We start from the raw sequence: 16,768 nt of genomic DNA, 5'->3' as shown, positions 1-16,768 counted from the left end.
CACCCCAAAAACACCCCGCAGGCTCTAGCTTGCGGGGCGTTTCTATTGAAAGGGTGGTTTCGACTAGATCAGTCCTTCGAAGAAGTTGTTGCCCTTGTCGTCGACCAAGATGAATGCCGGGAAGTCCTTGATGGTAATCTTGCGGATGGCTTCCATGCCGAGTTCCGGGAAGGCCACGATATCGTTGCTGAGGATGTTCTGTTCAGCGAGGATGGCTGCCGGACCGCCAATAGAGCCGAGGAAGAATCCACCGTACTTCTTGCAGGCGTCAGTCACGTCCTGGCTGCGGTTGCCCTTCGCGACCATGATCATCGAAGCGCCCTTGCTCTGGAAGCGCATCACGTACGGGTCCATGCGGTTGGCAGTCGTCGGGCCGAAGCTACCGGTGGGCATGCCTGCCGGAGTCTTGGCCGGGCCGGCGTAGTAAATCGGGTGGTCAGACACGACCTTGAGCACGGTCTTTTCTTCGTCGGTGAGTTCTTCGCCGCGTTCCTGCTTGTCGAAGATTTCGGCAATCTTCGCATGAGCCATGTCGCGGGCCACAATCATCGTGCCCTTGAGGCTGAGGCGCGTCTTCACCGGATACTTGGTGAGGTCGGCGAGCACTTCCTTCATCGGGCGGTCGAGGTCGATTTCCACAGCCGGAGCGAGGTTCACGGCGTTGCCTGCCGGAATATAGTTTTCCGGATGGTGTTCCATCTTTTCGAGCCAGAGACCGTTCTCGTCAATCTTTGCCTTGATGTTGCGGTCGGCAGAGCAGCTGACGCCGATAGAAACCGGGCAGCTTGCAGCGTGGCGCGGAGCGCGAATCACGCGAACATCGTGCACCAGGTACTTGCCGCCGAACTGGGCGCCAATGCCCGTCTTCTGGCAAATGTGCAGAACCTTTTCTTCCATTTCGAGGTCGCGGAAAATGCGGCCGCCTTCGGAACCGCTGGTCGGAATATCGTCGAGGTAGCCGCAGCTAGCGAGCTTTACCATGTGGGTGTTCATTTCGGCAGAGGTACCGCCAATCACAATGGCGAGGTGGTACGGAGGGCAGGCCGCAGTACCCAAGGTCTTCACCTTTTCGGCGAGGAACTTTTCCAAGGACTTCGGGTTGAGGAGCGCCTTGGTCATGGGCCAGTAGTAAGTCTTGTTCGCCGAGCCACCGCCCTTCGCCACAAAGAGGAACTTCATCTCGGCGCCTTCTTCGGCGTGGATGTCGATCTGGGCAGGCAGGTTGCAACCGGTGTTCTTTTCTTCGTACATGGTAAGCGGTGCAATCTGGCTGTAGCGAAGGTTCTTGGTGGTGTAGGCGTTGTAGACACCTTCCGAAATGGCTTCGGCATCGTCAAAGCCCGTCCAGACCTGCTGGCCCTTGTGGGCAACGCAAATAGCCGTACCGGTGTCCTGGCAGAACGGGAGGATGCCCTTGGCGGCAACGCAGGCGTTCTTGAGCATGGTGAGGGCCACGAACTTGTCGTTGTCCGAAGCTTCCGGGTCCTGCAAAATCTTTGCGACCTTGGCCGTGTGGGCCGGGCGCAGGCAGAATTCCACTTCTTCAAAGGCGGCCTGGGCAATCTTGGTCAAAGCTTCCTTAGAAACCTTGAGAATCTTCTTGCCTTCGAATTCGGCGACGGAAACGCCGTCTTTACCGAGGTTCACGTATTCGGTAGTATCTTCACCGTGCTGGACGGTAGCTTCGTATTTGAATGCCATAGTTAATTAGGGGTTAGGGTTAGAATCAAGGGTTAGTGTGTGGTGTGGAATGTGGGCGGCTTGCGCCGCAATGTGGGAAGTGGAATGACTAATTACACATCACACATTACACATTTCACATTGTTTTTATGTGTGTAATTTAAAATTTCTAGCGGTTTTGGTCTAAAATTTTCGACTGAATGGAGCGGTTTAGCCCGCGACGGTGTGCGAAAAATCGCAAAATGCCGATGAAAAGACGAAAATAGCGGACAATTTGAACTTTTTTTATAAAAAACTTGGCGAACGGCCGAAATTTGTACTATTTTTTACATCGTAAAAAGTTTAAACTGAAGAGGATACTATGAAGATCAAGACTCTCATGCTGGCAACCATGCTTGCCTCTGCTGTTGTTTTTGCAGCCCCGGCTGCCAAGAAGGAAGCTGCTCCGGCCGCTAAGCCCGCCGCTGCCGCTCCTGCTGCCGAAGCCGCCAAGCCGGCTCCCGCAGCTGCTCCTGCCGCAGCCCCCGCTGCTCAGCCCGCTGCCGCTGCTGCTCCTGCTGCAGCACCCGCTGCCGAAGCCGCCAAGGCTGAACCGGCTCCCGCCGCCGCACCGGCTGCCGCCGCTGCTCCTGCCGCTGCCGACACCGCCAAGGCTGCCGAAGCTGCCGCTCCGGCTGCTGCTCCTGCTGATTCTGCTGCCGCTGCTGCCGCACCGGCTGACTCCGCCGCCGCTCCGGCCGAAGCCGTAGCCGCCGCCGACACCGCCAAGGCCGATACCGCCAAGACCGAAGTGCTCGAAGCCAAGGCCGAAGAAGCCCCGGTCGACAGCGCCGCTCTCGCCAAGGCCGAAGAAGAAAAGAAGGCTGCCGAAGAAGCTGCCAAGGCCAAGGCCGAAGAACAGGCTGCTCTCGAAAACAGCTCTGCCGGTTCTGCCAAGACCTCTATCATGGAAAACCCGTGGGAATTCCTGATCGTGTCTGCCGCCTTCGTTGCCTCCGTGCTCGTGATTATCTTCACCGGCAAGGACTAATCGAAGCCCTCTAAAACAAGGTTTTGAAAACGGTACCCAGAGCGGGTGCCGTTTTTTCTATATCACCCATGCAGGAACGTAGGAATTTTTCTTGTCGATGGGAATGATGTCGCTGGCGAGGCATACGACTGCTCCTTGCCCGACTTCGGTTTTTATTTCGGTCTCCTGTATTGGATTCAGGACAGAGAAATTCTTTATTGCATCTTTAGGAGTGGTGCTTTTCTTGATTTCGATAGGGTAGGCCGCTCCGTCGCGGTAAATGATAAGGTCGATTTCCTTGCGGTTGGAATCCCTGTAGAAATAGAGTGGGGGGCGTTCGCCCGCATTCAGGAAACTTTTGTAAATCTCCATGACGACCCAGGTCTCGAAAAATTCACCACTCATGGCACTGTTCTCGAGAACTTGCGGGCTGCCCCAGCCCATCAGATGGGCACAGAGGCCCGTGTCCGAAAAATACATTCGTGGTGCCTTGATGACGCGCTTGAGAGCGTTGTTGTAGAACGGCTCGATTAGTGTAACAAGTCCACTGGAAACTAACAGAGAAAGCCATGCTTTGGCGGTCGGCCCAGAAATCCCTGTTTCTGTTGCGAGTGCGTCGTAGTTCAGATTAGTTGCGGTGCGGGCGGCAACGACCTTGACGAATTTCAGGAATGCGGTCTCGTCGCCGACCTGGGCGAGATCCCGGATATCTCTGCTGATGTATGTATCAAGATAAGATTCGAAATAGGTACTCAACCTGACGCGGCTATTTTCGTAAAGGCGGGGCATGGATCCGCGGAAAATTCGCGCAAAAATTTCTGAGACGTTCATCGCCTTGGCGTATTGCAGGCGGGGGAGAAGCTTTTCCGGATCCGTTGAAAAAGCTTCTGGGTGGAACCCGTTTATTTCACTGTTGCTAAGACCTTGTATGGGGATTATACCTGCACGGCCTGCCAATGATTCCGAAACGTTTTTCATAGTCCTGAACATCTGTGAACCGGTTAGCCAGAAGTCCCCGCTTTGTTTGCGGCTATCTACAAGAATCTTGATGAACGGGAAAAGTTCCGGGGCATATTGCACCTCGTCAATAAGCACGGGGGGCGAATACCTTTGCAAAAATAATTCTGGGTCCTTTTGAGCGAGGGCGCGAATGGTTGGGTTGTCCAGGGAGACTCGCTTGCGGTCGGGTTCGGCAAGACTTTCTAGCAGGGTGGATTTGCCAACTTGTCGGGGGCCAGTCAGGAGGACGACAGGGAATGTCTCGCTAGCCTGTAAAATTGTGTTTTTTATGGTGCGCTCAAAAAGCATAAAAACCTCGTTTTCTGCTTAAAATATATAATTTTTTTTTATGCAAAAGTAAAAGCATATTTTAGATTTGCATAAATATTTCTGCAGTCATCCTTCATCCCATATTCCTCATTCCAAATCGACTTCTAGCTTCCATCTTTGTAAACTTTTTTAAGCTTTGTTCTACATAATTCTTACCAAAATCTTTTATACGAAACGGCGTGTTCCAAATCATTGAAAATTGCCGTTTTTGAGAGCAAAAAGCGAACATTTTATGATTTTCACGCAACCGCTTTTTGACCAATAAATCTATTTTTAATTTTGTGTATTTGGGCGTTTGCTTACGGGTGCTGACCGCATCCGCCATTTGGTTGTATACAAAGGAGGCTATTGTGCCTAAAATGAAGTGTCTTGTGTCTGCGATGCTTATCGCGATGTCTGCCGTGGCCGCCATGGCGGCAACTCAGGAACAACCTACTCCTTACGATTTGCTACGTCCGGTTTATCCACTGACTTGGGATACGACTGTCTTTGATCATTACGATACAACGGTGACGGTTAAGCACAACATGGTTCCCAAGAACCGCACTCCGGCCTCTTACGTACCGAACGCTCTTATTCCCGATACCTTGAACCAGGCTTATTTGGATGCGATTAATTACCGCATGTCGCCGATTCGTATTAACCAGGCCGGTTACTTGGAAAGCGACCCCGAAAAGCAGTTCTACTACATTGGAACGGCGAGCTCTTTTGAAGTGGTGGATATCGATGGTAAATCATTGGATCCGAAAGTGACGGGAGAATTTGCCAGTAGCGGTCAGCAAACGTCTTCTGACTGGACTATTATTGCTGGTACAAATGCGGCCACCAATGACCAGAAACGTTATCAGGTGGATATTACCGGTCAGTCCGGCATTATCCAGATTGGTCGTATTCCGGGCAACGTTCCTACGGAAACCCGACTGCGTATCAAGGTGGGCAACGATATTTCCAGTACCTTCATTGTGAGCAATAAGGTGTATTCCATGGTGAAGGACGCTGCCCTGAAGTTCTATGGAATTAACCGTAGCGGTTATGGCGATTCCTGGTTCCATCCGGCAAGCCATACCTTGGATGGCGGAGCTTCTTCTGATTCCGGTGTATATGCTTTTGACCAGTCTCTGGCAGGGACCCTGGAAGGCGGCTATTATGACTGCGGTGACCACTTGAAGGAATCCCAGACTCAGATGTATGCCTTTATGGTGGCAGCGGTTTTGGCGGCAACCAATGCGGATGCCGATGAGGACCACTATGCCTTTAACCATGGCGAAACCGTCAATAGGGATGGTATCCCGGACATGTTGCGCGAAGCAAAGCATGGTGCTGACTTTGTGTTGCGTTCTTACAGACGAGCCAAGGGCGTGATTGACGACATGGCCCTTTCGGTGGGTGATTTCGGTTCGGACCATGGTTGGTGGGGCCGCCCGGAATCTCAGGATAAGTTGCCTTTGGATCCTACTAAGGGTGACCCGGCGCTTCGTAGAGGTGGTCCGCTTTCTAGAACGGTGCGCTTGGGCGAAATCGGTGCCAATATCGGTGGCGAAACGGCTGCAGGTCTGGCTATTCTTGGTAAAATGTACGCCGAATACGATAAACCTTTCGCTGACAGCTGCTTAAAGGTTGCTAGAGAAATGTATAAGTTCGGTAAGGATCTTGCCCAAGGGAAATCTTTCACGCACAACAAGAAGGCGGCAGGATGGTCTAGCCCTGCCTATAACGGTAACAACGAATTCGTGGATGACATGGCTTTGGCTTCTGTGGCCCTCCTTTATGCGACGGGCGAAAAGGAATACGCCGACGACATGATTCGTAACTCGGGAATGTATACAGGCCAGCAGATGCCGGACCAAGATGGTCCCGGTTATTTCAAGGGCGGTTGGTTCGTGTCGCCGGACAAGGGCTTCTTGAAAAATGGCAAGAACACCAGCTGGGCAAATTCTTACGCCTATGCCACCTATGCTCTTTATAAGTTGATTCTTGCTGACGAAAATAAGGCTATCAACGAGTACGGACTTACTGCAGAGGAACGCCTTAACGCAATTGAAGACTGTATCGTGAACATGATTTTCAATTTGGGCGATGTTAGTAAAGGTACCGCGACGATTGTGTTGCCTAAGAGTACTGGCTGGAATGGAATTGGCTGGAAAATGAATGAGGTGAAGTATGACCCGATTTGGTATTCCATGCAGACTGACCAGGACTGGATTTACAACCGTTACCAGGCGGGCAATATCTTTGAAGTCTTGGCCTACGCCGATGTGGCAAAGGATATCGAGAAGCAGAATTTGACACTCCCGAATATGGGTGCTGTGGACTGGAAAGCTGACGAAATGCACCAGTTGGCCATTAACCAGTTGAACTACTTGTTGGGAGTGAACCCGTGGGATGTATCGTACATTCTGGGTATTGGTGACAAGAACGATGCTCACCCGCACCACCGTGCCGCCAACCCCGAAGGCAAGAATATGCCGGGTGCTTCTTACAAGTACAGGCCGCCTGTGGGAGCTCTTTATGGTGGCGTTGTGCCGGGAACGAATAATTCAATGGTTCCTGACAATAAAAGCTGGGAAGACTATCATAAGTCTGAAACCTGTATTGACGCCGCAGCAACGCTCGTGAGCTCGGGTATGCTTGCCTCTGCCAAGTTCGACCGTACGGTCGCTCCTGGTGTGAACGTGGAAATTCGCCATGTGAGTGCGGACTCTGCCATTGTGATGGTCAAGCTTTCTTCTCGCGGTACCGCGACGCTCTACTATGGTACTAGCGAAACGGACATGAGCGTGAATGCGACGACCGACGACGGCAAGGCCGGCGTGCAACATGAAATTATCTTGCGTGGCTTGCAACCGGGAACAGGATACTACTTTTATGTTGTGGGCCAGAACGCCTACGTTCCGGAAAACAAGACCACCAAGTACATGGTCGATAGCACCAAGACTCCGTTCAGCTTTACTACGCTCAATACGGTGGAAAGTGCCCAGATTACCAACGTGACCGTATGTAACCTGTTTGGCGACAGTGCCGAAATCATGTGGTACACCCCGAACGGCGAATATGAATCCAAGATTTACTGGGATACGGTTCCGCATACGAATGCCTCTGATTACGCCTTTAACAGTGGTGCAGGCAATGCCGATGTGTCTGGCATTCCGACCAAGTTCCATTATGTAAGAATCGGTGGCCTTAAGGAACAGACGACTTACTACTACATGGTCGAAAGTAACGGTCAGCGCACCAACGTGAACGACAAGACAGGTGATATGCTCAAGTTCACCACGCCGGTAATGTGGTACGACTTTAGCGTCCGTGCCTACCAGTATATGGACAACGGGCTCGATGCCTTGGACCTCAATATTTACAATAATGAATCACGACCTTTTGATAGTCTTGAATTGCGCTTGTACTTTACGGCTACGCCCGAAGAAGTTGAAAATTGCGCCTTCCTTGTAGATACGGACATTCTGCAGGCTTACGATGAATCCGGCTTTAACCATCCGCTCCTCGACAAGAATGGCAACGATGTGGGCAATACGGTTCGCATGCTTATGAGAGATGCTCAGCCGCAAAAATTGAATGATACCTATGATGCGGCCACAGGCAAGTATTCTTACTACTTCCCTGTACCTCTCGGTCCTACAGAAATGAAGTCCGCTTCTAGAATCCGATTGGATTTCGATTTCTCTTATGGCCTTACAAATGATGGTGTACATTGTGAAACGCTCCGCCAACGCCAAAAGAAAAAGCTAGATGCAAGTACGGGTGACTGGTCCTGGGCTCCGCATGAATTCTTGAAAGACGGTGCCGATTATGCGGGTATGCCGGTCGAAAGCAAGGATTACGGCGACTTCGATACGGATATTCCTATCAACCAGTTCATTACAGTTTACCGTAAGAATGAATTTATTTGGGGCTACAGCCCGTCTCGTCAGGAAATGACCACGAAGCGTGCCCATTACGAAATGGATGTGCATTTTGATGCTCCGTTCAATGTGTCTGACGGTTCTTACGTGCAGATTGACCAGACTAGCAGTACCGTGTACGTGAAGGGTTATGCCCAGGTTTCGGAACAGGGCTACATTACCCGCATCTGGGCGAACGGTCAAGAAATCAAGACGTATATCCAAAGATACGGTGACGAAATCTTCTTGATCGATGCCGAAAACAATGTTGACGTTGCCCACTACAATGTAAAGAGAGGTGATGGTCCCATTGACTCGACGGGCCTTTGGACCTTGAATATTCCTGTGAAGATGAAGATCGGTAGCAACAAGATTGACTTGACGATTTTCGCAGGAGCGAACCCGGAATGCGAAGAATGTGCCGAAAACGGCGGCTGCGCTTTCATTAACCGCAGTTACTACGTGCAGTTCACTCGCGGTAACATGACGCAGTCCTCGCTCACGATCAAGGATGAATCGGGCAACCCGGTGACATCGCCGGCCGACCCGTCCAAGACTCGCTTCTATGTTTACCTGAACGACAAGGACAAGGCCGGTTCTTCTGCTCCGGTCGAAGTCCTGATTGTGAACAACAAGAAGAACGATACCTTAAAGGTGAAGATGGTGGAAGACGCCTCTAACCCGGGTAGCTTCAAGAGCGCATTTGCCATTACGGCAACTTCTATTGCGCCGGAAGCCAGAAACGGCAATCAGATTTCGTTCTTTGCGGGCGACACCATCCAGGTGATTTACGTGGACCCGGACGACGAAGAAGATGTATCGAAGCAGAGCTTCTATGCCGAAGCCAAGTACCCCGAACCCACGAAGGTGCTGGCCCAGGATACCGACTGCGACAACGTGGCCGACAAACTCTTGGTAGAGTTCAGCAACACGCTCATTAGCGACTATAGCTTCGACAGCATTCGCGTGTTCTTGCCTGGCATGGCCGACACGGTGACCTTGAAGGTAGACGCCTCCAAGGCGCTCAACAAGTCCGAGGTACAGGTTGACTTACCGGCAACGCTTGGCATTGCCGAAAATGCGGCGCCCTCTGGAAAGGCTACGGTTTACCTGAAGGCAGAAGGTGCAACCAACGCGACCAAGGTGGCCATTGGCGACGGCATTATGCCGCAGCTGTTGAGCGTGACGATTCTCGAAAACGAAGGTCATGAATATCCGGAAGATACCTTGATGGTCGCCTTTACCGAACCGGTGATCTTGGCGTCTGAAACGGAATGGCCCTTGGAAGTTGTGGGCGCTACGGGTGCTGTCTTTAGCGTGGTGGGTAGAGCTACCACCAGTAACGATGGCAAGAGCTGGATGTTTGCGCTTTCTGGAAACACGAACGGCCAGTTTATCAAGGAAGGCGTGACTGTCACCGTGAAGCCGAATTCCGTGGCCGACAATGCGTACAACTTGCTCGACCCGTCCTTGGCCTGTAAGACAGTCAAGGTGGTCGAAACGCCGAGGCCGGTACCTGTGACGCTTGCCGAAATGCGCGACAACGAAGGCGACGGCTACGCCGACGAACTCTACATGAAGTTTGCCAAGAAACTCCGCGACAAGGACATGCTCGACAGCTTTGTGGTAGAATGGGGCTTGAAGGGCGAAATCAGGAACCTGAAGCCGGAATGGGAACATACGTTCGAATTCGGCGAACGCTGGGAAAAGGTCTCGTCTGTGGATTCTTCGGGCGCAACGCCTGTCGTAAAGATTGATTCTGTGCTCAAGAATGATACGGTGTCTGTCATTACAATCAAGTTCAATACCGTGAATGGATTTGCCCGCGGCGCAACCACAGGCCCGTACGGCACCTACGGCCGTGTGACTCCGCGCCTTGGCCCCGAAGGCGGATTCTTTGACAACTTCTATCCGGTGGTCGACAAGTGCCCGCCGATTATTATGACGGCGGTGTGGCAGGGCTTTGACGTGGACGACGATTCTTACGGTTCTCGCGACTACGTGACCTTGACTATGTCTGAACCGCTCGATACCGTTGCCGGCCACCCGTATGTGGTGGAACGTAGCCGCGACGGTTCTGCGGGTGTGTTCTTCAACCCGAGCCGCAACCCGAATCTCTCGGTAACCTACCTGACCAATTCGACGACGGTAAAGCTGGGCTACAGGCACAAGTATGACGAAGCCATTTGGATTGCTGACTCCGTGCGCCTGATTTCGGATATCGAGACGGGTTACTTCAAGGATATGGCGGGCCAGTATCCTGGCTATGCAACGCCTTGGGTGCCTGTGACCGGTACGGTGTCTAACATCAAGTTCACCATTACGGCGGTCGATGGCGTGACCAAGTCCAGAAACCCCGATTCCATTTACTACGGTGGAATCCCGCTGGATCCGAACGTGAACTTCCGCTTGACGACGCTTAACAAGAACGAAGAAACGATTGTGATTGCCGAAGGCGACAGCAAACTGCACGATGTGTTTAGCGCTCCGATCAGGGGTTACCGCAATGCAGGTCCGACGTTCATGATCGAAATCGCCTTGCCCGATGTGCTCGACAAGACCGAACTCGGCGAAGCCAAGCGCGACTATAAGGTCAACCTCGAAATGGATGTCTTCAGTAACCTTGGTTCTTACATAAACAAGGCGACGTATTCGTTCATGTCTTCGACCATGCAGGAATACATTTCGGCGGCCAGTACCATGACCTTGTATCTGGAATGGTGCGCCCCCGAAGATTACCCTGTAAGTTCGACGGGCAAGAAGATCGGTACTGGGCCTTACATTGCGAAGTTCAATACCGAGGCGAAGAGCGATTATCTGCCGGCGAAGGCTGACGATGGTGACCGCACCGAGGCTCTGAAGGATTCCGACACGTTTACCAGGACGTTTGGTTTCAGAAGGGCTAAAAAATAAAGTGTAGGGGAGAATGAGCCTGGGGAGGCTCTTTCTCTTTTTTAGTATTTTGGGAGGAAGAGTATGATTATGAAAAAAGTGTTAAAGGCTGTATTACTGTTGATGTTCTTTGCCGTGGACTTTGCCGTGGCAAGTGAACTCCCTAATTTGGACCGTACCGACAAGGTACATAGCCGTCGGTATCTTGATTCGCTGAATGCGTTTGCGCGTAGGCCCATTCGAATAAACCAGAGTGGCTTTAGACCGCAGGATTACAAGTACGCCTATGTGGCCGACCCGAAGGCGACAAAGTTCCAGGTGATTGACGCCAATAGCGGTGCCGAGGCCTGGAGCGGTTCGTTAAGCCTGATCAAGCAGAATGTGGTAAAGCCAAACATCTGGATTAACGGCGCTTTTAATTCGATATCGAGTGTGTATGAGTTCGGTAGTCAAGATTCAGTCAGTACTGCAAAGGAAACTCTTTATCGAGCCGACTTTACGGGGCTTGCACCGAGTACGCCGGGTGAATATTTTGTGGTGGTGGGGAACGATACTTCGGCAACGTTCCATATTCACCCTTCTATATTCAATTCGATTCTCGAAATGTCTTTGCAGTTCTTTGGTATTCAGCGTTGCGGTAATACCAAGTCTCACTTTCATGGCGCGTGCCACTTGAAAGACGGTTCCAAGATTGGACATGACTTGACGGGTGGTTGGCATGACTGTGGTGACCACTTTAAAGTGTCCGAAACATTGGGCTATGCCACTTACGTGCTTTCGATGGTGTACCTGACTTACCAAGACAAGGCCGAAGACCGCTACGGAAATTCCTATGCCGATACGGTGTTTACCGATGGTATTCCCGATGTGCTGTACGAAGCAAAAATCGGTGCGGACTATCTTTTAAAACTTTATAGGGCGTCTAAAGCAGATGGCCTGATTGCTCAGGGTGATATGTACCATTCGGTTGGCGTCGATGAAGTGGACCATGCCTTTTGGGATTTGCCGGAACGCCAAGATGCTCAGGCTCCGTCTAAAGGTGGCCCAGACCGTGTAGTGCTTACGGATATCGGTACGAATACGGCAGGCATGTTTGCCGCTGCCATGGCAAACGTGGCGGTGGGCTACAAGGTGTATGATGCTGCTTATTCTGATTCTCTGTTGGAGGCGGCAAAAGATATCTATGAAAATGTGGTGATGAAACAGGTCGATGAATACATTACGGCTGGTTCACCTGGCCGTAATACCGCTTTCCCTGGATTCTATACCGGTGGCGGTCCTCTTTATGATGATGGCGCTGCCGCATCTTTAGCTCTTTGGTATGCGACAAAGGATACCGTTTATCAGTATAACCTTTACAAAAACAAGAATATTTTTGACAACGAAACCAACTACCATTATAACCTGGATTACTTTAGGGCCGGCTTCCTAGGAAATACGAGTGGATTTACGCCGGGTGGTTGGGCTACGGACTACCAGAACATTCATTCGTATGTGCTGTTCGCTTTCCAGAAGATGATTTTAAGTAACCCTACGGTTGCTGCCGAGTATGGGCTTTCTGAAACGGAACGTGATTCGCTTTCGATGCGAACCATGGCAACCTTTAGAAAACTTATTGACAACAGCACGAACGATGGCGACTCTCTGGTGCTCGAAAATCCGGGAGTTGGCTCGGGAGATCCGCACGAAGGCCCGTCTAAACTGCATGTGATAACACCTTACAACTTGGTATGGACCAGCTTTGACTGGGGTGTGATGCGCTACAATATGGGTACTGCGGTGTCCATCTTCTTGATGTATGAGCTTACTGGCGATGAACGCTACTTGAAGGTGGCTCTCGATAACATGTACTTTATTTTGGGTGCCAACCCTTGGGACATTTCGTTCTTGATGGGTGCCGGTGAAAAGAATCCGCAGCATCCGCATAACCGTGCTTCGAACCCTGATGGTTACAACGCGGGTAGTATGCCCTACAAGTACAAGTGCCCGATTGGAGCCTTGATGGGTGCACGCGAACCGACCAAAACTTTGATCGAAGACTGGAACAAATATACCTCGACCGAAACCTGTATCGATTTTACGGCTCAGTTCTTGTTCCCGGCGCAGAGCTTGGCGCAGACACTCCCGATCGATGCCGAAGGCCCCTTGTTCAGTAACATTCAAGGTACCCCGATTACCGAGACGTCTGCTATTGTAAGCTGGGATGCGAACGAAGTTGCCCTAGTGACGGTGTTCTACAATACGACTCCGGATTTGGCCGGCGCAAAGTCGGTGGGACAGACCAAGGCAACCAAGGGCGGCGAAGTCACGCTTGAAGGCCTTGAAATGGGCCAGACCTACTACTTCTTCTTGGAGGGTATGGACACCAAGCGTAACATGACGACGGACGATAACCATGGTCAGTGGTACCAGTTTACCATGACCAATGTGAAGCCTAATATTAGCGGTGTGACGATTTGCCAGGTGGACCACCGCAGTGCCAAGATTTACTGGTGGACCGATGTCCGTTCTAACGGCGTGGTAAAATATGGAACCTCTATGAGCGCCTTGAACGAATCTGCAACTGCAAAGGATGGCGCCGTACTCTTCCACGAAGTGGAATTGACCGATCTTAAGGCAGGAACAACCTACTACTTTAGCGTTTCTTCGGGAATGTCTAGCGACGATAACGGTGGCGCTGGTTACAGCTTTACGACCGAAAGCGAGGCCTCGTATGCGGATCTTGCCATATTCGTGAAACCGAGTTCCTATGGTGACGAGGCTGCTTGCAGTAATTGGGAAGACTGCCATGCGTTTATCGTGTCTATTGCAAACAACGATACTATGCCCTTTGAAGATTTCGAAGTCCGCATGTACTTGAATGATCCTAACCTTGCCGCTTTAGGTAATTGCCATCAGAACTTTGGTGGTGATGGCCAAATGGGTAAGGCCATTAATATCACGTTTGGCAGTGCTCAATCCGACGGCTTGGGTGGATACTATTTGCCTATCAATGTAAAGGGTGTTCTGGAAGTTTCGGGACAGTTGATTATTCAGGTCGTATTCCATGATTATAACCCCAGTGTAAAAACGGTGAAGTATAAGGATATCGAAGGTTCTTGGTCGCTCCGGGCACACACTGCTGAAGACGATCCCGTATACTTTGAAGGGATAGATTTGACCCAGGCGCCTTACTTCAAGGGCTCGGAAACAACCTTCCTAGAATACAATTCCAATAACGAAAAGGTCGTTGCCTTTACAGAAGACCCCTACATTGCAGTTTTCTACCATGGCAAGCATATCTTTGGTTACACTCCGGATTACACTCCCGAAAATGGTCCGCAGGTTCGCCGCACGGTAACGCTCGAATTCGAAAAGCCGTTCAAGACTCCGTTCTATTCTGTAGAAAAAGAAGACTACAAGACAAGTTACGAAGGCTATAGCAAAGTTTCGCCGACGGGTTTCCTGGATGACCTTGAAATGAACGGTAAGCCGCAGAGCTTTATTTACGACAACGGAACCCGTACCGATTCTTACGTGTTCGCCAAGGATACGAACCTTGCTTACGGCAACAACTACATGGAATGGGTCAGCTGGCATAACCATGGCGCTAATAACAAGACCGAAAACAAGTACGACTGCGCCTGCGCCGTGGTGCGTAGCAACGTAGAAATCGATACCATTACGACTCCGCTCGAAAAACGCTATCTCAGCTTCGACAAGAATTCTTACAAGACTTATCAGACGTCTGCGGGCGGTACACCCAAGATGGTCGAAGTCCGTGTGCAATTGCTCGATTCCTTGGCCCAGCTTCTGGATACGGTGAACGTTACGCTCACTTTGGGCACTACCAGCGGAAACGTTCTCTTCTGGAGTTCTGCAACTTCGACGATTCCTATTACGAGCATCCAGTTGGTGAATGGCGAAGCGACGTTCTACGTAAGCTCCGAACAGGTGATGGTGACGACCTTGTTCGCGAAGGTCGGTAACTCGACCCAGTTCGATTACGAGCCTGCAATGGCTGATTTGATTATCGAGGAACTGCCGCCTTGGCCGATTATCGATGTCGCAAAGATGGTCGACACGGATTGCGACAACAAGCCGGATGCCATAAAGATTACGATTTCGAACGAATACCAGGAAAACCAGTCGTTCAACTCGGTGCAGTTCGTTTATAATGGCGACACGCTCAAGACGACCGATGTCATTAGCCAGAACGGCAAGGAAATCGTGGTGAAGGCAAACATCAAGGATACCGCCATCAACACGAATCCGAGCGGTTCCATTACGCTGTATTCTAACGTGGGCGGCAAGGTCGAAAGCCATACGGACTTCTACCAGGACGGCATTGCGCCGACGTTGTTGGCTGTCTCGGTGTTGGAACGCTTGGATACCGCGACAAGTGACCGCGTTTACATGCAGTTTAGCGAACCGATTTCTAGCCCGGGCACCGATTGGCCTACACAGCTGTTCGCAACGAACGGTTCTACAGCGGTCAATGCGCCTACGGTCAAGTTCACGCAGATTTATAACGAATCGATGAACGTCTGGGAATTTGTAATCGGCTTTGACGCCAGCGGCAATTCCATTGTGACCGAAGGCATGTTCGCGCAGCTCCTGTCGAATGCATCCATTAAGGACAAGAGCGGTAACGAAGTGTCGGCCACTTGCGGCCAGCCCAAGCTCCCGATTACCTTGAAGCTGATTCCGGTGCCCATGACGTATGCCTCTATTTCGGATGCCGACGAAGACGGCGTTGCCGAACGCGTTTACATTGAATACGCCCGCGCCATTGACCAGAAGCATTATCCGGACAGTATTTCGGTAATCTTTGGCCGTACCGCTCCCGAAACCCTTTGGGTGGCGGGCACGGTTCCGACTTACGCTGCCGACGGCATGACTTCTGTTCTTGACTTGCCCAAGCCCTTTACCTATGGCATTACCAGCGGTACTTACGAGGGCGCTTCGAAGGGCGTGAATATTACGGGCGCAGGCCTTGTCGCCCAGCACTTGGGCAAGGGCGCTTCTTACGAGACGAATTCCGTGCTCGGCGAAGACCTGGCCGGCCCCGTGATCGTGACGGCGACGATTGACATGTCCAAGTCCGATAAATTCGACATGCTCGACATGGTGCTGAGCGAACCGGTGGCTGTCGTGGATTCTTCGCTGGTGTATTACCGCGAAAAGATTGCCGATGTCGACACCGCCATTTACAAGCGCTCGGTGCAGACGCTCACCATTGCGGCCACCAAGACGAGCATGGCTGCCATTTACGACAAGGATAGCCGCCTCGCCGTGACCGACGGTGACTTTGTCCGCCTGCATCCAAAGGAATTCAGTGCCCTGCGCGATGCGCACGGCAATATGCCGGCAACCAATTCTCCGTGGATTCCGATCTTGAGCAGCGGCAATCCGCAGGTCAAGTTCGTGGTGACCATGCAAGACGTGGTGTCCCGTTCGGGCGGCGAATTGCGTTCGCAGGTGCCGTCGCAAGACAACATGCGCATGTACGTGCTGAACCCCGCTACCCACAAGCTCGACTTGATCCAGAACGGTCAGGTGGTTGCAGCGGGTATCGATTCCGCAAGCGTGCAGGGGGCGGTCTGGAAAATCGAAATGACTGTCCCGAGAGGTTCTTCGGGCAACGAAGAGCCCGCCTGGGATTCCTTGCGGGTCAAGTACAACATGCCGATTTATACCAACCTGGGTAGCTACGTGAACCGCTTGGCTGGCAGGTACAGCGTGCCGTCTGGCGTGTACCTGTCTTCGTCCGGCAAGATCGTGTTCTACGTGGAATGGGCAAATACGGCCGTCGGATTACAGTCTGAACAGGGTAGGGCTGTTGCCACGGGCGCGTATATTTATAAATTGGATATGGAAACGCAGTTCGTCCCGAATGAAAATTCCACGAACGCAGAAAAATTCAGCGGTAAGAACTCTTACGATAAAACATCCACATTTGGTATTAAACGGGTAAAGTAAA

6 protein-coding genes are annotated in these 16,768 nt (G+C 51.5%); 3 read left to right on the top strand and 3 right to left on the bottom strand.

What is annotated here, in order from left to right; translation table 11 throughout:
• Positions 1-63: 63 nt before the first annotated feature.
• Complete coding sequence (locus BUC02_RS03675; RefSeq protein ID WP_073318735.1) at positions 64-1,701, bottom strand: fumarate hydratase; 1,638 nt, start codon at positions 1,699-1,701, stop codon at positions 64-66.
• Positions 1,702-2,041: 340 nt separating this feature from the next.
• Here BUC02_RS03675 and BUC02_RS16105 point away from each other — a divergent pair, with 340 nt between their 5' ends.
• Positions 2,042-2,710, top strand: a complete 669-nt coding sequence (locus tag BUC02_RS16105; protein WP_083564367.1) for a hypothetical protein — start codon at positions 2,042-2,044, stop codon at positions 2,708-2,710.
• A 57-nt stretch (positions 2,711-2,767) separates the two neighbouring features.
• Here the strand turns inward: BUC02_RS16105 and BUC02_RS03660 are convergent, their stop codons facing one another.
• Together BUC02_RS03660 and BUC02_RS03655 are read right to left on the bottom strand one after the other, a co-directional pair.
• Positions 2,768-3,997, bottom strand: coding sequence for an ATP-binding protein (locus BUC02_RS03660; protein WP_073318731.1), 1,230 nt, complete (start codon positions 3,995-3,997; stop codon positions 2,768-2,770).
• A gap of 94 nt (positions 3,998-4,091) precedes the next feature.
• Positions 4,092-4,343, bottom strand: a complete 252-nt coding sequence (locus BUC02_RS03655) for a hypothetical protein (RefSeq protein WP_073318729.1) — start codon at positions 4,341-4,343, stop codon at positions 4,092-4,094.
• Positions 4,344-4,377: 34 nt separating this feature from the next.
• Between BUC02_RS03655 and BUC02_RS03650 the strand changes: the two genes are divergently transcribed.
• Both BUC02_RS03650 and BUC02_RS03645 read left to right on the top strand, forming a co-directional pair.
• Entirely contained in the window at positions 4,378-10,827 is a 6,450-nt protein-coding gene (locus BUC02_RS03650; protein WP_254794080.1) for a glycoside hydrolase family 9 protein, read from the top strand.
• A gap of 69 nt (positions 10,828-10,896) precedes the next feature.
• On the top strand, positions 10,897-16,767 hold the full coding sequence (locus BUC02_RS03645) for a glycoside hydrolase family 9 protein (protein ID WP_073318952.1): 5,871 nt from the start codon (positions 10,897-10,899) through the stop codon (positions 16,765-16,767).
• The last annotated feature ends 1 nt before the right edge of the window (position 16,768 follow it).

The sequence above is a fragment of the Fibrobacter sp. UWOV1 genome (assembly GCF_900142495.1).
In the GTDB taxonomy this organism is placed as follows: domain Bacteria; phylum Fibrobacterota; class Fibrobacteria; order Fibrobacterales; family Fibrobacteraceae; genus Fibrobacter.
The sequence above is the reverse complement of the archived record's forward strand: the minus strand, read 5'-3'. Positions and strand labels throughout refer to the sequence as shown.